14 protein-coding genes and 2 pseudogenes are annotated in these 17,838 nt (G+C 56.7%); 7 read left to right on the plus strand and 9 right to left on the minus strand.

What is annotated here, in order from left to right; translation table 11 throughout:
• Positions 1–4: 4 nt before the first annotated feature.
• Both KJY40_RS11985 and KJY40_RS11990 read right to left on the minus strand, forming a co-directional pair.
• Entirely contained in the window at positions 5–1,042 is a 1,038-nt protein-coding gene (locus KJY40_RS11985) for an NAD-dependent epimerase (RefSeq protein WP_230737026.1), read from the minus strand.
• Complete coding sequence (locus KJY40_RS11990; protein ID WP_230737029.1) at positions 1,039–2,391, minus strand: UDP-glucose dehydrogenase family protein; 1,353 nt, start codon at positions 2,389–2,391, stop codon at positions 1,039–1,041. The genes KJY40_RS11985 and KJY40_RS11990 overlap by 4 nt, the downstream gene beginning before the upstream one ends.
• Positions 2,392–2,782: 391 nt before the next feature.
• On the opposite strand from KJY40_RS11990, the gene KJY40_RS11995 reads away from it, so the two are divergent.
• The 5 genes from KJY40_RS11995 (at position 2,783) to KJY40_RS12015 (ending at position 9,407) form a co-directional block, all read left to right on the plus strand.
• Positions 2,783–4,480, plus strand: coding sequence for a sulfatase-like hydrolase/transferase (locus KJY40_RS11995; protein ID WP_230737031.1), 1,698 nt, complete (start codon positions 2,783–2,785; stop codon positions 4,478–4,480).
• A gap of 50 nt (positions 4,481–4,530) precedes the next feature.
• Positions 4,531–5,184 (plus strand): ABC transporter ATP-binding protein, encoded by a 654-nt coding sequence (locus KJY40_RS12000; protein ID WP_230737032.1) that lies wholly within the window; start codon positions 4,531–4,533, stop codon positions 5,182–5,184.
• Positions 5,181–7,652 carry an FtsX-like permease family protein gene (locus KJY40_RS12005; protein WP_230737034.1) on the plus strand — a complete coding sequence of 824 codons (2,472 nt, stop codon included), beginning with the start codon at positions 5,181–5,183 and terminating at the stop codon, positions 7,650–7,652. The genes KJY40_RS12000 and KJY40_RS12005 overlap by 4 nt, the downstream gene beginning before the upstream one ends.
• A complete protein-coding gene (locus tag KJY40_RS12010; protein WP_230737036.1) occupies positions 7,642–8,709 on the plus strand; it encodes a lipocalin-like domain-containing protein in 1,068 nt (355 codons plus the stop codon). Before KJY40_RS12005 ends, KJY40_RS12010 begins: the two co-directional genes overlap by 11 nt.
• 113 nt (positions 8,710–8,822) lie before the next feature.
• Positions 8,823–9,407, plus strand: a complete 585-nt coding sequence (locus KJY40_RS12015; RefSeq protein WP_085607644.1) for a hypothetical protein — start codon at positions 8,823–8,825, stop codon at positions 9,405–9,407.
• Positions 9,408–9,733: 326 nt separating this feature from the next.
• On the opposite strand, the gene KJY40_RS12020 is transcribed toward KJY40_RS12015, so the two are convergent.
• On the minus strand, positions 9,734–10,555 hold the full coding sequence (locus KJY40_RS12020; RefSeq protein WP_230737039.1) for a glycosyltransferase family 2 protein: 822 nt from the start codon (positions 10,553–10,555) through the stop codon (positions 9,734–9,736).
• A gap of 161 nt (positions 10,556–10,716) precedes the next feature.
• On the opposite strand from KJY40_RS12020, the gene KJY40_RS12025 reads away from it, so the two are divergent.
• On the plus strand, positions 10,717–11,442 hold the full coding sequence (locus tag KJY40_RS12025) for a VanW family protein (protein WP_230737041.1): 726 nt from the start codon (positions 10,717–10,719) through the stop codon (positions 11,440–11,442).
• A gap of 94 nt (positions 11,443–11,536) precedes the next feature.
• On the opposite strand, the gene KJY40_RS12030 is transcribed toward KJY40_RS12025, so the two are convergent.
• Together KJY40_RS12030 and KJY40_RS12035 are read right to left on the minus strand one after the other, a co-directional pair.
• On the minus strand, positions 11,537–11,911 hold the full coding sequence (locus KJY40_RS12030) for a hypothetical protein (RefSeq protein ID WP_230737042.1): 375 nt from the start codon (positions 11,909–11,911) through the stop codon (positions 11,537–11,539).
• 98 nt (positions 11,912–12,009) lie between these two features.
• On the minus strand, positions 12,010–12,396 hold the full coding sequence (locus tag KJY40_RS12035) for a hypothetical protein (RefSeq protein WP_230737044.1): 387 nt from the start codon (positions 12,394–12,396) through the stop codon (positions 12,010–12,012).
• A gap of 186 nt (positions 12,397–12,582) precedes the next feature.
• On the opposite strand from KJY40_RS12035, the gene KJY40_RS12040 reads away from it, so the two are divergent.
• Positions 12,583–13,968, plus strand: coding sequence for an IS4 family transposase (locus KJY40_RS12040; RefSeq protein WP_230731992.1), 1,386 nt, complete (start codon positions 12,583–12,585; stop codon positions 13,966–13,968).
• A 237-nt stretch (positions 13,969–14,205) separates the two neighbouring features.
• Here the strand turns inward: KJY40_RS12040 and KJY40_RS12045 are convergent, their stop codons facing one another.
• The 4 genes and pseudogenes from KJY40_RS12045 to KJY40_RS12060 all read right to left on the minus strand — a co-directional run bounded on the left by KJY40_RS12045 (position 14,206) and on the right by KJY40_RS12060 (position 17,649).
• Positions 14,206–14,427: a hypothetical protein gene (locus KJY40_RS12045; RefSeq protein WP_230737047.1), complete on the minus strand. Its 222-nt coding sequence runs from the start codon at positions 14,425–14,427 to the stop codon at positions 14,206–14,208.
• Positions 14,428–14,580: 153 nt separating this feature from the next.
• Positions 14,581–15,033 carry a hypothetical protein gene (locus KJY40_RS12050; protein ID WP_230737049.1) on the minus strand — a complete coding sequence of 151 codons (453 nt, stop codon included), beginning with the start codon at positions 15,031–15,033 and terminating at the stop codon, positions 14,581–14,583.
• Between the two features lie 10 nt (positions 15,034–15,043).
• Positions 15,044–16,519, minus strand: a pseudogene (locus KJY40_RS12055) (RHS repeat-associated core domain-containing protein); the annotation flags it as partial.
• 30 nt (positions 16,520–16,549) lie between these two features.
• Positions 16,550–17,649: pseudogene (locus tag KJY40_RS12060) on the minus strand (transposase).
• Between the last annotated feature and the right edge of the window lie 189 nt (positions 17,650–17,838).

Here is a 17,838-nt window from a genome sequence, read left to right on the forward strand (position 1 = left end):
ATGGTCAGCCGCGTGCGGCGCGTGGGCGATAGGCAGTGGGGTAGTAATCGCGGAACCAGGCGATGAACCGCCCCAGTCCCTCATCCAGCCCGATCTGGGGCTGGAACCCGGTGGCCTGGGCCAGGTCGCTGGCCTCGGCGCAGGTGTTGAGCACGTCGCCCGGTTGCAGCGGCAGCAGCTCGACCACGGCTTTCTGGCCGAGGTGTTTTTCCAGCAGGGCCAGGTAGGTTTTCAGCTCGACCGGGTGCTGGCCGCCGATGTTGAACAGGCGCCACGGGGCCATGCTGCTGGCCGGGTCGGGTTGTTCGCGATTCCACTCGGGATTGGCCTGGGGCGCCCGCTCGATCAGACGGGCGATGCTTTCGATGATGTCGTCGATGTAGGTGAAGTCGCGCTGATGCTCGCCGTAGTTGAACAGCTTCAACGGCGAGCCTTCGCTGATCGCCTTGGCGAACTGGATCGGCGACATGTCCGGCCGGCCCCAGGGTCCGTACACCGTGAAAAACCGCAGTCCGGTGCAGGCAATGCCGAACAGATGGCTGTAACAGTGGGCCATCAATTCATTGGCTTTCTTGGTCGCGGCGTACAGCGACAGCGGGTGATTGACGCCGTCCTGCACCGAGTAGGGCGTGTGCTGGTTGGCGCCGTACACCGAGCTTGAAGAGGCGTAGATCAGGTGCTCGACCGGGTGCCGGCGGCAGCACTCCAGAATGTTGAGGAAACCGTCGAGGTTGCTGTCCAGATAAGCCCGTGGATTCTCCAGCGAATAGCGCACCCCGGCCTGCGCCGCGAGGTGCACTACGACTTGTGGCCGTTCGCGGACGAACAATGCTTCCAGGGCCGACGCATCCGCCAGATCAATCGTGGCGAGCTGGAAATCACCGACCTGTTCGCGCACCCAGTCCACCCGATCATGCTTGAGCTGCGGGTCGTAGTAGCCGTTGAAGTTGTCCAGGCCGATCACCTGATGCCCGTCGCGCACCAGCCGCAGCACGCCATGAGCACCAATGAACCCGGCCGCACCGGTGACGAGGACTTTCATGGCCGCAACCCGTCAGGTGCGATGTGGCGCAGACCGATGCCGCTGTAGTGCAGACCGGCGGCTGCGACTTGTTCCGGGTTGTAGAGGTTGCGGCCGTCGATGATGACTTTGGAGCGCAGCTTGCTGGCCAGCAGCTCGAAATCCACCACGCGGAAATTCTTCCACTCGGTGCAGATCACCAGGGCGTCGGCGTCTTCCAGGGTGTCGTCGCGGGTGGCGCACAGGTGCAGGTCATTGCGGTAACCGTAAAGGCGCCGGCACTCGGACATCGCTTCCGGATCGTAGGCCTGCACGCTGGCGCCTTCGGCCCACAGCGCATCCATCAGATAACGGCTGGGGGCTTCGCGCATGTCATCGGTGTTCGGCTTGAACGCCAGGCCCCAGATCGCGATCGACTTGCCGGCCAGGCCTTGAGGGAATTGCGCCTTCAGCTTGCTGAACAGGATGTGCCGCTGGCTGTCGTTGACGTCGGTGACGCTGCGCAGCAGTTTCAGCGGCATGCCGTTGTGTTCGGCAGTGTGCAGCAGGGCGCGCAGGTCCTTGGGAAAGCACGAGCCGCCAAAACCGCAGCCCGGGTAGATGAAGTGATAGCCGATGCGCGGGTCGGAGCCGATGCCCTTGCGCACCGCTTCGATGTCGGCGCCAAGCAGTTCGGTAAGGTTGGCCAGCTCGTTCATGAAACTGATGCGGGTGGCGAGCATCGCGTTGGCTGCGTACTTGGTCAGCTCGGCGCTGCGGTTGTCCATGAACATCAGTTTTTCGTGGTTGCGGCAGAACGGCGCGTACAGCTCGCTCATCTGCTCGCGGGCCAGGTCGTCGTGGGTGCCGACGATGATCCGGTCCGGGCGCATGCAGTCGGCGAGGGCGCTGCCCTCCTTGAGAAACTCGGGGTTGGACACCACCCGCACCGCCAGGGCGCTTTTGCCGCGCCGTTGCAATTCTTCTTCAGCGGTGTGCAGCACCTGATCCGCCGTGCCGACCGGCACCGTGGATTTGATGATCAGCGTGCGATCGTCCTCCATGAAGCTTGCGATCTGCCGCGCCACGTTGAGCACATGGCTGAGGTCGGCGGAGCCGTCTTCGTCGGCCGGCGTGCCCACGGCGATGAAGATCAGTGCGGCATGTTCCACCGCATCGCTGGCCTGGGTGCTGAACAACAAACGCCCGGCCTTGATGTTTTCTTCCAAAGTTGCCGAAAGACCCGGTTCGCTAATAGGCGGTACTGCCTGTTGCAGTTGTTTAATCTTGTTCGGGTCAATATCGACGCACAATACGCGATGTCCGACATCGGCAAGTGCGGCTGCTTGTATCAGGCCAACATAGCCCGTACCAAATACGCTCACGTCCATATTGGCGTGCCTCGTAAGACGGTGATGGAAGATCGAAATTGAACTGTCAAAAGGGGTATAGCGCAGCGTGGGAAAAGCGTGTCAGCAAAATGACATGTTGCAGGTGTATAACACCCCCAGTTTTGGGGGCGAATGGCCATCAAGTGCTTGCTGTAGATGGATTTGTCCCGTCCTTGACATGTTTTTCACAATTCGAAGAAAACGATAAACGGTCGTAGGCCGCGAAATTCAAGGGTTTTAACGACTTGGGTGTGTCAGATTTGAGTCAACAGTTTTTTGACGCTTTTTGATTATGTCCGACATTTCTTGCGCTTTAATGGCCCGGTGCTAGTGTCAGGTTTTGACCGACAAACCCTTGACAATGTCTCGTCGGACGCGCCCCGGAATCGCCATGTTTCGATATCTGAAAGAACTGCTTTTAATTATTTATCTGCTGCTTTATTTCGAATATTACCTTGACCGCTTAAATGCGATGGGTATGGGGCTGGCAGTACTTCTTTTTGGCGCGATGTTTTTGACGCTAACGTTTGCGTTATTACTAACGGCCTATATACGTCAGACTTTCATTCGGCATTTGTTCGCATTGACAATGTTTGTTTCGGCGGTGTTCTTCGATGTTTATACGAGGGTGACCGCCGATTACCTGACCTACAGCAGTTTCGTCTCGCTGGTGTACTCCGGCGGCTTCATCCAGGAAGCGGCGTATCAGTATCGGGGGGCGATCATCCACGGGCTGCTCAACGGGTTGTTGCTGTTGTTCGGGATCGGTCTCAAGCCACGACACGCGATTGCGGTACCCAATGTCTTGCGGATCGCCGCGCCGCTGTGCGGTGTGTTGCTGCTCAGCGCCGTGTTGTTCGTGCGCGCCGGTGAGGGCGCACGCGGGTTGCCGATCATGTACACGCCGCTGGCCTATCTGAACCTGTTTGGCTACGAAGCGCTGCACAACACCGTCGGCCCGCGTGAGCCGGTGACCCTGGCGCGCAATGGCCTGGCGGTCGGCCATGACATCGTGCTGATCATCGACGAGAGCATTTCCGGCAATTACCTGGACATCAACGCGCCGTTCGGCGTGCACAGCAACCTCAAGCAGGCTCGTCCGGGTGTCGAGATCTTCAATTACGGCTACGCGGCGTCCATCGCCAATTGCAGCGCCGACACCAACATCACCCTGCGCTACGGCGGCACCCGCGCCGACTACATGCGGATCAACAGCACGCTGCCGTCGATCTGGCAGTACGCGAAAAAGGCCGGCATGCGCACGGTCTACATCGACGCTCAACGCACCGGCGGCAATCTGCAGAACCTGATGAACGACGCCGAGAAAAAGGACATCGACGAATTCGTGCAATTCGACCAGACCAGCGTGCGCGACCGCGACATGGCCGCCGCCGCCAAGCTGATCGAACTGCTCAACGACGACACGCCGGAGCTGGTGCTGATCAACAAGGTCGGCGCACATTTTCCGGTACACGACAAATACCCGGACGCCTTCATGGCTTACCGCCCGACCTTGCCCCGCGGGCAGTTCACGGAAGTCGCCGACACCGGTGAACGCACCGGTTTCAACGGTCAGCCGGATGACTGGGTGCTGTATCGCAACGCCTACAAGAACACGGTGCTTTGGAATGTCGGCGAGTTCTTCTCGCGGGTGTTTGCCCAGGCCAATCTGAACAACGCGCTGCTGATCTACACCTCCGACCACGGTCAGGATTTGCACGAACGCGGCAATCCGGGACTGAACACCCACTGCGGCGGCGATCCGGTGGAAGAAGAAGGGCTGGTGCCGCTGGTGGTGATCCAGGGCGATCAGTTGCAGACGCTCGACTGGTCGGCGCAACTGGCGGCGAACAAGGATCGCTCCAGTCACTACAACATTTTCCCGACACTCTTGCAGTTGATGGGTTACGACCTGCCGGGAATCGAAGCGGTGTACGGCAAACCGCTGAGCGTGGCGACGGCGGACGAATTCACCTTCAACTACCGCTTCAACGCGCGGCTGGGGGCCAAGCCCGAGTGGAAGCACATCGACCTGAACAGCATCGTCACGCCGGGTGAAGCCCCGACGAGTGTGGCGGTGGGGCAGTAACGCGTCGGTATCCGCTATCCTTGGCCGACACGGATCGATCGGATGGCGGCATGCTCCAGGTTCAAAACGTCTTCAAAAGCTACCTCACCCCGCAAGGCCCGTTGCCTGTGCTGCAGGGCATCGACCTGACGCTCAAGCCCGGCAGCAGCCTGGCGCTGATGGGCGAATCGGGTAGCGGCAAGAGCACGCTGCTGCACCTGATCGCCGGGCTCGACAAAGTCGACAGCGGCAGCATCAGCAGCGGCGAGCATCGGCTGGACCGGATGAACGAGGCGCAACTGGCCAACTGGCGGCGCACTGAAATCGGTCTGGTGTTCCAGCAGTACAACCTGATCGGCAGCCTGCGGATCGAGGACAACCTGGCGTTTCAGGCGCGGCTGGCCGGGCGGCATGATCCGCGCTGGCAGCATCATCTGGTGCAGCGTCTGGGGCTGGGCGAATTGCTCAAGCGCTATCCCGAACAACTCTCCGGCGGCCAGCAACAGCGGGTCGCGCTCGGCCGGGCGCTGGCGGCGCAACCTAAACTGCTGCTGGCCGACGAGCCCACCGGCAGCCTCGACGAAGCCACCAGCGACGAAGTGCTGCGGCTGTTGCTGGAATTGCTCGACGACACCCCGACCACGCTGCTGATGGTCACCCACAGTCAGCGCGTGGCAGCACGGCTCGCGGAGCGCGTGGTGCTAACCAGCGGTCGATTGACGTGAAGGTTTTCCGCCACGCGCTGATGGCGCTGCTCAGTCACTGGCGGCGCCATCCGGTGCAGTTTTTCAGTGTGCTGACCGGGTTGTGGCTGGCCACCAGCCTGTTGACCGGCGTGGAAGCACTCAACAGTCAGGCGCGAGACAGTTACGCCCGGGCCAGCCAGTTGATTGGCGGCGAACCCCAGGCCAGCCTCAGCACGCCGAACGGCGCGACGTTCCCGCAACAATGGTTCGTTGATCTGCGGCGTCTGGGCTGGCCGGTGTCGCCGGTGCTGCAAGGGCGCCTGATTCTCAAAGGTCACGAAAACCAGCGTCTGCAATTGATGGGCATCGAGCCTGTGTCCTTGCCCGGCGACAGCGCGGTGGCCGGGCAGGCGATGCCGATCGAGCGCATCGTCGAGTTCTTCAGCCCGCCGGGCAGCACCTGGGTTTCTCCCGAAACCTTGCGAGCGCTGAATCTCGCCGAGGGCGCGACGCCAGCCACCGAAACCGGCCAGACATTGCCGCCGCTGCACGCGCAAACCGACATGGCTCCCGGCGTGCTGCTGGTGGACATTGGCGCCGCTCAGCGCGTGCTCGAACAACCCGATCAACTGTCGCGTCTGCTGCTGCCGAAGGATTTTCACGCCGACGTCCCGGCCGCGTTCAAAGGCCAGTTACAGCTCAAAAGCAGTGGTGAGGAAAACAACCTGGCGCGACTGACCGAAAGCTTCCACCTCAACCTCGATGCCCTTGGTTTTCTTTCGTTCATCGTTGGATTGTTCATTGTCCACGCGGCTATCGGTCTGGCGCTGGAACAGCGCCGGGGATTGCTGCGCACCTTGCGAGCCTGCGGGGTCAGCGCGCGGATGCTGATCGCTTGCCTGATCGTCGAACTCGGCGCACTGGCGTTGATCGGCGGGTTGTTTGGCGTGGTCAGCGGTTACTGGCTGGCGAGTGTGCTGTTGCCGGACGTCGCGGCCAGCCTGCGCGGTCTGTACGGCGCGGAAGTGGCGGGGCAGTTGCGCCTGAGTCCTTGGTGGTGGTTCAGCGGCATCGGTTTGAGCCTGCTCGGCGCGTTGCTGGCGGGGGCCAACAGTTTGCTGCGGGCGGCGCGTCTGCCGTTGCTGGCGGTGGCGGATCCGCAGGCCTGGCATCAACAACATGCGCGCTGGTTGCGGCGTCAGGGTTGGGTCGCGGGTATCTGTGCAGCGATTGCGCTGGCGGCGCTGGTGTGGGGCAACAGCCTGGCCAGCGGGTTTGTGTTGATGGCGGGGTTGTTGCTCGGCGCCGCGCTGGCGTTGCCGGTGTTGCTCAGTGCGCTGCTCAACGGTTTGCTCGGGCGTAGCCGCTCGGTGCTCGGGCAATGGTTTCTCGCCGATTGCCGCCAGCAATTGCCGGCGCTGAGCCTGGCCTTGATGGCGCTGCTGCTGGCGATGGCGGCGAACATCGGCGCCGGCAGCATGACCGCCGGTTTCCGCCAGACCTTCAACGACTGGCTCGAACAACGGCTCACCGCCGAGCTCTATCTGAACCCGAGCAACCCGGCTCAGGCGCGAGAGCTGTACACCTGGCTCAAACAGCAACCGAACGTCACCGCGATCATGCCCAACTGGCAGGTTTCGGTGACGCTGCAAGGCTGGCCGGCGGACGTGTTCGGGATCATCGATCATCCACACTATCGCCAGCACTGGCCGTTGCTCGAATCTCGAGGAGACGACCCGTGGGCGGCGCTGGCCAAGGACGATGCGGTGATGCTCAGCGAACAACTGGCGCGTCGCTTGAAAGTGACGCCGGGCGATCACCTGACGATTCCCACGCCGGGCGGGTCGTGGTCACCGCGCATCGTCGGCATCTACGCCGACTACGGCAATCCCAAGGGCCATGTGCTGGTCAACAGCAATCATCTGTTGCGCGGCTGGCCGCAGCTGACGCCGAACCGTTTCAACCTGCGCATCGACCCGCCGAACATCCCGGCGCTGCTCACGGCCTTGCAGGCACGCTTCCAGCTCGACGACAGCCGCATCGTCGATCAGGCGCGGCTCAAGGGTTGGTCGGTGCAAGTCTTCGAACGCACCTTCGCCGCGACCGCCGCGCTGAATAGCCTGACGTTGGCCGTCGCCGGTGTGGCGCTGTTCATCAGCCTGCTGACCCAGAGCCAGAGCCGTCTCGGCCAGCTCGCTCCGTTATGGGCCCTGGGTGTGACGCGACGGCAGTTGATGCTGCTCAATCTCGGGCAAACGTGGCTGCTGGCGCTGCTGACGCTGGTGCTGGCCTTACCGTTGGGCATCGGCCTGGCGTGGTGCCTGGACGCGGTGATCAACGTTCAGGCCTTTGGCTGGCGTCTGCCGTTGCGGGTGTTTCCATTGCAGTTGCTGCAACTGATGGGGCTGGCGCTGCTGGCGACGTTGCTGGCCTCGGCGTGGCCGCTGTATTCGCTGTACCGCACGCAACCGGCGGACTTGCTGAGGACGTTTGCCCATGAGGATTAGGTTGGCGGCGGTGTTTCTGACGTTGTTGCTCAGTGGTTGCGACAACCCGGCTTCGGAGCAGAAGGGTTTTGCCGGGATGGGTGCTCAGGCGCAGGCGTTTACACCAGTGGTGCCGGGGCGGGTGTTTAGCTTCCCGGCGGATCACGGCGCCCATGACGGTTTTCGCATTGAATGGTGGTATGTGACGGCCAATCTGAAGGATGCGCAGGGCAACGATTTCGGCGTGCAGTGGACGTTGTTTCGCAGCGCCCTGAATGCCTCGCCGCAGCAGCCGGGCTGGGCCAACCAGACGATCTGGCTCGGGCATGCAGCGGTGACCTCGGCCAGCGTCCACCACGCCGCCGAGCGTTACGCCCGTGGCGGCGTCGGGCAGGCAGGCGTGCGTGCAGCGCCGTTCGAGGCGTGGATCGACGACTGGCGTTTCGTCAGTCAGGCGAGCGATCCGCTGGCCGACCTGCAACTGAGCGCCCGGGACAAGAACTTCAGCTACCAGTTGCGCCTGACCTCCAGTCGCCCACTGGTGCTGCAGGGCGACAAGGGTTTCAGCCAGAAATCCGAGCAGGGCCAGGCGTCGTATTACTACAGCCAGCCGTTTTTCCAGGCCAGCGGCACACTGCAGATCGACGGCCAGACCTACACCGTCAACGGCCCTGCCTGGCTCGATCGCGAATGGAGCAGCCAGCCGCTGACCGCCAATCAGACGGGCTGGGACTGGTTCTCCCTGCATCTGGACAGCGGCGAACACGTCATGCTGTACCGCATGCGCCAGAAGGAAGGGGCGCCGTATCTCACCGGCACGTGGATTGCCGCCGATGGCCAGACCGAAACCCTGCACGCCGAGCAGATCAAGCTGACCCCGCAAGACACTGCGAACGTTGCCGGCCGTTCGATGCCGGTGCGCTGGTCGATCGGCATTGCGGAAAAAAATCTGCAGATCACCCTCGATGCAATCAACCCCGACGCCTGGATGAACCTGCGCATTCCGTATTGGGAAGGGCCGGTGCGCTTGAGCGGCAACCGGGGCGGGCAAGGTTATCTGGAGATGACCGGGTACTGATTGACCCGGATCGAGGAGCAACCGCCGATCAGCGTCTATGCTCCTTGGCACGCCCGGTGCCGAGACCGATTCGGCGCCGGGTGCTGCCATCCATCACAGGGAAAGTACCGCTTATGAAGCTCCAAGCACTGACGCACGCCATTGCACTTGCCACTGTCCTTTCTACTGCCAGCTTTTCGGCGGTGGCCGCCGATATACCGCTTTCGGCCGCTGTCGAGGCCGACCGGGTCACCACCAAAGTGCTGGCGGTTGACCCGGCCAATCATCAAGTGGTCCTGGAAGGCGCGGAAGGTCGCCAGGTGCACATTCAGCTCAGCGACAAGGCGAAAAACCTCGGTAATTTGAAAGTGGGCGATCTGGTACAGATCGAAGTGACCCGCTCTGTGGCCGCTTATCTGGACACCGACGTGGATAAAGGTCTGCCAGGCTCTACCGAGCGCACGGGTGAACTGCGCAACGCCGTGGGCAGCAGCAACCCCGGTGGCGAGGCCTTCCGCCAGGTTCAGGTGCAACTGAAAATCACCAAAATTGATTTAGCGAAAAACCAGGTGACCCTGGAAAACCCGTCGGGCCAGTCGAAAACCCTCAACGTCGAAAAGCCCGAGATTCAGGCCAAACTGAAAAACCTGAAAGTCGGACAGAGTGTCGTGGTCACTTACACCGATGTATTAAAAGTGACCAGTCAGCATGAAAGTTGAGTATTGACTCTACAGAATGACTGTTCTTGTACAAATAATTGTATGAGAACAGTCATATGAAGTGTTCGAGGTGGTGAATTCAGAAAGTTTGTCGGGAAATATCGGTGAACAATAGTCTTTAACTTTTTAGTACATAAATTTCATCTTCAATTAGCACGACATATCCGCCAACTTCCATTAAAATCCCTCCCGTTCGCCCAGTGTCAGGGCTCTTTACCGGTGCATGGATTGCCAGGCCATTACACTGGGCGAACACCTCCCCGGAGTGGAGGCCAAAGAATTCAGATGCAAAAAGGGCGACTTTGAAGTCGCCCTTTTTAATTGTCTTACGATTTGGCAGGTCGCATGCCCCGTTGTAACTGCAGGCGCTTGAGCGTTTCCTGATACATGGTGGTGCGGCGGTGATTTGCGCCGTAAACACCGGTGGCGGCCACCGTGCCGGCCTGGATGTGATCGAGGTAGCGGAAAATCGTCCGTGGCGAGAGGCATTTGATGCCGTAGCCAAGGCTGCTTAAACGATCCTGCAGCGTGTATCCCGGGACCCGGTCGTCCATCGAAAAATGCAGCCCGTGAGCCTTGATCAAGCGTGCATTCCACAAGGTGCAGAAGCTTTTCAGGTGGGTTTCCCGGTAGGGTTTTGGATCTCGGGACGGCAACCCCAATTGCTGTTTTGCGCGGCGGAAATAGTGTTTGAAGTAACGCGAAGACAAACGCCAGGTGTCTCTAAGGACGCCGCGATCCAATTGCTCGACGCAACCTACCGCCGCTGTATCCAAAGATTGCATGCACTCATTCATCATCATCGAAAAGACAGTGCTGTCAAAAACGAAAGTGTCGGTGTGCAGCAAAAACAGGTAATCGGTTTCAACTTTCGCAAGTGCCAGATCAAGTGCCTTGCCATGAGCAATATGTCCCGCTTCCTTGCCGGGTGAAGGGCGCTCGATCAAGTTGATCCAGTCCAGAGACCGCAAGTAGATCAGGCTTTCATCGGCGGAATCGTTGTCCACCACCCACACCGGAATTTGATGCTCCTTGACGTATTGCTGGAGAAACTCCAGGCACATCCGGGTTATTTCCGGCGTCTTGTAATTGACCAATACAAGACTGAAGGCGGGCAGTTGTTTTGTGGTGGAATCGATTGCACTCATGGTCCGGGCTCACTTCAAGTTGAAGGGTTCTGCTGACGGCAATCAGCACACAGAACCGCTGCTTTGTGGCCCGGATGGTAGGGAGGCAACCTTAGTTCAAGCTTAATTTTCGAGCGCCCGGGCCGGGCGACTTGTTACGGCTTGCGACACCGGCGAGGCGTTTGGCGATACTGATCCGCAAACTCGGCGACTCCGACCTCGCGCTGCAACACAACAAAGTCATCAACCTCAAACTCGCCGTCGCCGCCATCGATGGCGTCACCATCGCCCCCGGCGAATATTTCTCCTTCTGCCGCCTCGTCGGCCGCCCGACCCGCCAACGCGGCTACGTCGAAGGCATGGAACTCTCATTCGGCGAAGCCCGCACCGGCATTGGCGGCGGCATCTGCCAACTCAGCAACCTCATCCACTGGATGGCCATTCACTCACCCCTGGTCGTCATCGAACGCGCCAACCACAGGTTCGACCCCTTCCCGGACGACGGCCGCGTCCTGCCATTCGGCTCCGGCGCGGCGATCTTCTACAACTACATCGACCTGGTACTGCACAACCCGACGGATCGCAGCTTTCAGCTGAAGTTGAAAGTAGGGGAGACGCAGTTGGAGGGGGAATTGTTGTGTGATCGGGAGCGGGCTTATCGGTATCACGTGTTTGAAGTGGGGCATCGGTTTGTGCGGGAGGGGGAGCGGGTGTATCGGGAGAATGAGATTTGGCGGGAGGTGAGGGAAAAGGGGCAGGTGGGGGCGTTGGTGGAGAGGGAGCGGTTGTATCGCTACCGCTTGATCCAAATGGGTGTCTGGCACGACTCGTTCGTAGCCAATGAAGAGGAAACGGGTTCGACGGGTTCAACCGATCAGGTTGAGTTGAAGAGCAAACCCTGCAGTTGAGAACTGCAGGGCGCGGTGGCTTTTAACCTTGACTTGAGACCGGCTAATGGGTGTCCCCTTCTTTGGTTGGATAAGATGTTGGATGTGGATGTTTTTAATCTTCTTCATTCCATTCCGCATGGGTCTCAATGGCTATTTTTAGCCACGCGCTGAAGTCAGGATGTTCTCCGTGAAGCTCCCATCCCTCTGAAGCATATGCATGTATTATTAGCACTTTTGGATTGCCGGATAAATCATCGCCGTCAAAGCAAGCAATATCATCATTCGCATTGAATTTGGCGAAAGGAACTAGAGTGCGGTTTGGGTAAAGTTTTTTTAGCGTGTTGTGCCAGTAATTTATTTTTCCATCTTGATATATTAGTAACCACCAAGGTTCAATGTCCGGTTCAGGTTCCGTAGTCGCGAATTCTATGAATGCACTGGGGAAGTTGTAGTTTTTCAGGTGTTCAATGTTGAGAAAAATTTTCATTTTGCCTATTTGAAAAGGACTGAAAAGGACTGAAAAGGGGAAGAAATTATTTTCTTCAACGAAAGCAAATTCGAACCCCTCCGATTGCAGTTTGGCACCTAGAGCGGGTATTCACAGCGCCATGGCGTGGTGAACAGTTCTGGGTCTATGTTGAGTTTTTCAAGAAGGGCATTGATTTCCGCTTCAGAGTTCATGGTTTCTATTTTTGCGATACAAATGTCTCGGGCGTCCACGCCATCGCTTGTTTCAAGTGTTTTGGTGGGGATTGTAAATATTACTAATGCATATCGGAAATTTTTTGATTGGTGGATGAAGTCGTAATATTGATATGGGTCATTGGTAAAGGGGTATTTGTAGGTGGCATATAATGAAATCCATTTTCTTAGTGAATGGTTTTCGGACTCTAGCTCTTGCGCAATGTTGTTATAGCCTGTTCCGTCGAGCCCGTTCCATACACTTCTTGGGATACATTTATGTGCTGTCATTTTTGCCCCTCGAACGGATTCTGAAAAGGGGTGGATTTATTTTATTTAACGAATAAGAAATCTGCTCCGAATGGCACTTACTTAACAGCTAACCGATTGAGCTGAAAGCAAAAAATGAAGAAGGGCTGGCCTTGGTCTACGGTGATAGTTGCGAACACACACCAGAAAACCAAGGACACAGCCCACATGGATCGTAGACGCCAAATTCTCCAGCATCAACAGCAACGTTTTCGCCGCCACGCTTCGAATTGTGATGCCTATGCTTTTTTCAACCTGCTCACGGCTCCCGAGTTGCTGCAGCGCGTTGAGTCAGCACTGCCAGAGCATCGGGAGCGCTTGTATCCGCCAACGGAAACTCTGTCGATGTTCCTGGCTCAAGCGATGAGTGCCGATCGCTCCTGCCAGAATGCCGTCAACGATTTCTCCATCAAGCGATCCTGTAGCGGCATGAAACCCAATAGCGCTCGCACGGGCGCCTTCTGTAAAGCCCGACAACGCTTGCCGGTAGAAATGGTATCCACGTTGGTTCGACATTCCGGTTCGTCTATCAGTGATCAGGCGCCGCCTTCGTGGCGATGGATGGGGCGACCTGTACGCCTTGTCGACGGGACAACCGTCTCGATGCCCGATACGGCTGCGAATCAGGGGGCCTATCCGCAATCTCGCGGGCAGAAAGTTGGCCTTGGTTTTCCGTTGTGTCGAGTGGTGGGCCTCGTTTGCCTCTCCAGTGGCGCCGTTTTAGATGCCGCACTTGGACGTTTCCGAGGTAAGGGCGGCGACGAACAGACGCTGCTCAGATCAATGCTCGGCACGTTGAAAACAGGCGACATCTTGTTGGGCGACGCTTACTACGCGACCTATTTTCTGCTGTGCGAGTTGCAGCGACGAGGTATCGATGGCGTGTTCGAACAATATGGCGCTCGACGGCGCAGCACGGACTTTCGTCTGGGCCAAAGTCTCGGTTCGGAAGACCACTTGATCGAATTGAAAAAGCCCGAAAGAAGGCCGCCCTGGATGAGTCAAACACATTACGAACAGGCCCCTGAAAGGCTGATAGTGCGAGAGTTGAAGACTGGCGGAAAAACGTTGGTGACCACCTTGCATTGCCCGAAGCAGACACCCAAAACAGCTCTCAAATCGCTGTACAAGGGGCGATGGCATGTCGAGTTGGACTTGCGAAATCTCAAGGCCACACTGGGCCTTGGAAGGTTGAGCTGCAAAACCCCGGGCATGGCGGTCAAGGAGTTATGGGTCTATCTGTTGGCCCACAATCTGATCCGAATGCTCATGACCCAATCGGCTCTGTTAGCGGACTGCTTGCCTCGCGAACTGAGCTTCAAACACAGCCTTCAGCTATGGCTGGCGCTACGACAATATGGGAGTCCTGAAGACGAGGATGGTCTGGCGAACTTACTGATGCTGATAGCGCAAAGACGCGTTGGAAATCGACCTGGTCGTATCGAACCGCGAGCCATAAAACGAAGACCTCAGGCCTACCCCTTGCTGACCAAGTCACGTCGGTCAGCAAGGGCTGAGGTCAGGAAAAACGGGCATGCTAAACATGTTAAGTAAGTGCCATTCAAATCTGCTCCCTTTGATTTAGTTTATTTAAATTTACGCGCTGCTGGCTTTTTTTAGAAGGTTTTCAAGTTCAGGATAGGATTCGAGTTCTTCGTGGTTTAGGGAGTTAATAATAGCTTGTATTTTCTTTGCGTATTTATTCTCGATTGGGACTTCACTCCAATCCAGTTCTGAGGCAGAGACTATTAATACTTCGGTAAATGGAGAGTCCAAAAGTTTCTTTAGAATTTAAATTGCCTGGGCGGAGCGATTCTCTCCAAGTGCCGCAGCACTTCGCTCCTGCCAATACTCTTCCTTTGATAGAATCGTGTCGTTAAGCCGGTTCCAGTCTTCAGCGCTGAACTTTCCTAGAACTCCTTTGGCTACCTGCTCTGTAATGTATTCATTCCAATTGGAATCCTCGCTTTGTCCCAGCCAGTAGTTGTATTCATCGAAAGCCTTGCTATCCATGATTGTGACTCAATTTTAATTGAAAAGGGGATAGATTCATTTTCTTTATTCTTATTTTCTTTAACGAAAAGATATATTTCCCCTTTGACTCTTGACTGTCCAAGAGCATCCTTCACTTTGAATTTGATTGTCCTTTTAATTATGTTTTTAGAGTTAAGTCCATGCTATGGATAGATTGTCTGGGCGATCAATGGGTACTATGACCACTGTGCCGCTTGAAGATTGAACATGGATGTTGCTGTTGTGAAAAGTGATTTTTTCAAATGGGTTGGTTCCGCTCAATACGATCAGCCAAACTAGTTCGTCGGTGTCTTTGTTGGAAAGTGCAATGAAACCGTCATCTCCCGATGCTAAACATTCGCCGCAAGTGAAAAAATTGTTGTTAGAGTCTTCTGCTGTATATGTGGTAGAGAGGCCTTCGCATATGTCAGTGTGGTCTAGTAAGAAATCATTTGCCGGGACCCATGTTTTTTTTGTTAGCTTTTCTTCTTTTTCTGAACAATCAAAGAAACAGTAGAAGCCATTATTTAAAGTAATTGAATTTTGTCGAGGGTATGCTTCTTCAAGCCAATGTTCTTGGATTTTATGTTTGTCGGTAGTGAACATTTTTACTTACCTATTCGTTTATCTTTGGCTGGTCTTTCAAACCTGTTGGTGGTACTGGCTTTCCATCTACCCAGTTTCGTTTTTCATTTCTTCGCTGGTTGAAAGCCTTCTCCCATGTTTTTTTGGATCCGGGCATTATATCCTCGGCCAAGACTATTTCGATTGGTATTTCTTCTAATTCTGCTAGCTGGGCTGCTCTTAGTCTCCGATTATCATAGGACACTAATTGTCCGTCGACTTCCATTACGCGAATAGGTCCTGACCGCTGCCAATCCCAAGATCCGTTACGCATGTCTTGTTCATATCCCTGCCCATTTTTATTCACACCAGGTTGTGTGAAGTTAATGTCCTTCGGATTTGCCGTACTCGGTCCGGCTTTATATTTTCTTCCAAAAGCATCTGGCGCGTGACTCTCTCCAGAGTCGACACTTGCGCCTGATGAATTACTTGGATCTTCCTTAGGGATTTTACATTTTTCTGAGTCTGGACATTTTCCACTCAACCCCAGCGGATCCACCCACCCCGTAGGGTTAGGCACGTACTGGTAGTTATTCAACCCACCCGCAAGCTTGATCGGATCCGGAGTCAGAAAACGCCCAGTCCCCGGATTGTAGTAGCGATGACGGTTGTAGTGTAGGCCCGTCTCTGCGTCGAAATACTGACCCTGGAAGCGCAACGGATTATCGATTTCGCTGACGTCCAGCGCCGCGAGGTTGCCGTAGGCGCGGTACTTCGCCGACCACATGATCTCGCCACTGTAATCAGTGAGTTCCTGCGGTGTGCCCAGATGATCGAGCTGGTAGTAGAACGGCGTTGCCTTACGCGGGCCTTCGCCGTCGAGCATGGCCAGCGGGCGGAAGCTGCCGGGTTCGTAGATGTAGGTGCGGTAACGATTGTCACCGCTTTCGGCGATCAGGCGTTCGCCTTGCCACAGGAACTCGGTGGTTTGGCCATTGACGGTTTTCTCGATGCGACGACCGAAGGCGTCGTATTTGTAGGATGCGGTGCTGCCACCCGGCAGGCTCGCGCCGATCAGTCGATGCTGGGAGTCGTAGCGGTATTCAGTGACGAGTTTCTGGCCAGCGCCACGGCGTTCGCGAATCAGGTTGCCAAAGGCGTCGTAGTCGTAATGGCGGTCGCCCTGCATCAGCAGACGGTTGCCTTTGACGTTGGCGAGGTTGGCTGTGCCTTCGTTGTTCTGGCCGAGCAGGTTACCGGCCGGATCGTGAGCAAAGGTTTCCGGCGTAGCGCCACGAACGCTGATCAAGCGATCGAGCGGGTCGTAGTGGTAGCTGCGGCTGCCTTTGCGGCTGTCGTCGATTCCAGCGAGGTTGCCGTTTGCGTCGTAGTTGTAGCGGCGCTGGAAGAGGTTTTTCTCGCGCTGGCTGACGCTGTGGGCCTGCAAGCGGCCCTGTTCGTCATATTGATATTGGCTGAGCAACAGGCCTTGCTGCCGTTGCTGTTCGCGACCACCGCTGAACTGGTGAAGGGAAAAGGGGACAGATTTGAATGGCACTTACTTAACATGTTTAGCATGCCCGTTTTTCCTGACCTCAGCCCTTGCTGACCGACGTGACTTGGTCAGCAAGGGGTAGGCCTGAGGTCTTCGTTTTATGGCTCGCGGTTCGATACGACCAGGTCGATTTCCAACGCGTCTTTGCGCTATCAGCATCAGTAAGTTCGCCAGACCATCCTCGTCTTCAGGACTCCCATATTGTCGTAGCGCCAGCCATAGCTGAAGGCTGTGTTTGAAGCTCAGTTCGCGAGGCAAGCAGTCCGCTAACAGAGCCGATTGGGTCATGAGCATTCGGATCAGATTGTGGGCCAACAGATAGACCCATAACTCCTTGACCGCCATGCCCGGGGTTTTGCAGCTCAACCTTCCAAGGCCCAGTGTGGCCTTGAGATTTCGCAAGTCCAACTCGACATGCCATCGCCCCTTGTACAGCGATTTGAGAGCTGTTTTGGGTGTCTGCTTCGGGCAATGCAAGGTGGTCACCAACGTTTTTCCGCCAGTCTTCAACTCTCGCACTATCAGCCTTTCAGGGGCCTGTTCGTAATGTGTTTGACGCCACTGGAGAGGCAAACGAGGCCCACCACTCGACACAACGGAAAACCAAGGCCAACTTTCTGCCCGCGAGATTGCGGATAGGCCCCCTGATTCGCAGCCGTATCGGGCATCGAGACGGTTGTCCCGTCGACAAGGCGTACAGGTCGCCCCATCCATCGCCACGAAGGCGGCGCCTGATCACTGATAGACGAACCGGAATGTCGAACCAACGTGGATACCATTTCTACCGGCAAGCGTTGTCGGGCTTTACAGAAGGCGCCCGTGCGAGCGCTATTGGGTTTCATGCCGCTACAGGATCGCTTGATGGAGAAATCGTTGACGGCATTCTGGCAGGAGCGATCGGCACTCATCGCTTGAGCCAGGAACATCGACAGAGTTTCCGTTGGCGGATACAAGCGCTCCCGATGCTCTGGCAGTGCTGACTCAACGCGCTGCAGCAACTCGGGAGCCGTGAGCAGGTTGAAAAAAGCATAGGCATCACAATTCGAAGCGTGGCGGCGAAAACGTTGCTGTTGATGCTGGAGAATTTGGCGTCTACGATCCATGTGGGCTGTGTCCTTGGTTTTCTGGTGTGTGTTCGCAACTATCACCGTAGACCAAGGCCAGCCCTTCTTCATTTTTTGCTTTCAGCTCAATCGGTTAGCTGTTAAGTAAGTGCCATTCGTGCCATTCGGGACAGATTTATTTTCTTTAACGAAAAATAAATCTGTCCCCTTTAATTTGTGTCCCCATTA

This window comes from Pseudomonas fitomaticsae (assembly GCF_021018765.1).
GTDB lineage: Bacteria > Pseudomonadota > Gammaproteobacteria > Pseudomonadales > Pseudomonadaceae > Aquipseudomonas > Aquipseudomonas fitomaticsae.

What these genes read in the sequence shown, in the direction of transcription:
- KJY40_RS12015 (WP_085607644.1), top strand. Translation starts at nt 8,823, where the DNA reads ATGAAGCTCCAAGCACTGACGCACGCCATTGCACTTGCCACTGTCCTT.
- KJY40_RS12050 (WP_230737049.1), bottom strand. Translation starts at nt 15,033, where the DNA reads ATGTTCACTACCGACAAACATAAAATCCAAGAACATTGGCTTGAAGAA.
- KJY40_RS12010 (WP_230737036.1), top strand. Translation starts at nt 7,642, where the DNA reads ATGAGGATTAGGTTGGCGGCGGTGTTTCTGACGTTGTTGCTCAGTGGT.
- KJY40_RS12045 (WP_230737047.1), bottom strand. Translation starts at nt 14,427, where the DNA reads ATGGATAGCAAGGCTTTCGATGAATACAACTACTGGCTGGGACAAAGC.
- KJY40_RS11995 (WP_230737031.1), top strand. Translation starts at nt 2,783, where the DNA reads ATGTTTCGATATCTGAAAGAACTGCTTTTAATTATTTATCTGCTGCTT.
- KJY40_RS12035 (WP_230737044.1), bottom strand. Translation starts at nt 12,396, where the DNA reads ATGACAGCACATAAATGTATCCCAAGAAGTGTATGGAACGGGCTCGAC.
- KJY40_RS11990 (WP_230737029.1), bottom strand. Translation starts at nt 2,391, where the DNA reads ATGGACGTGAGCGTATTTGGTACGGGCTATGTTGGCCTGATACAAGCA.
- KJY40_RS11985 (WP_230737026.1), bottom strand. Translation starts at nt 1,042, where the DNA reads ATGAAAGTCCTCGTCACCGGTGCGGCCGGGTTCATTGGTGCTCATGGC.
- KJY40_RS12000 (WP_230737032.1), top strand. Translation starts at nt 4,531, where the DNA reads ATGCTCCAGGTTCAAAACGTCTTCAAAAGCTACCTCACCCCGCAAGGC.
- KJY40_RS12040 (WP_230731992.1), top strand. Translation starts at nt 12,583, where the DNA reads ATGGATCGTAGACGCCAAATTCTCCAGCATCAACAGCAACGTTTTCGC.
- KJY40_RS12020 (WP_230737039.1), bottom strand. Translation starts at nt 10,555, where the DNA reads ATGAGTGCAATCGATTCCACCACAAAACAACTGCCCGCCTTCAGTCTT.
- KJY40_RS12030 (WP_230737042.1), bottom strand. Translation starts at nt 11,911, where the DNA reads ATGAAAATTTTTCTCAACATTGAACACCTGAAAAACTACAACTTCCCC.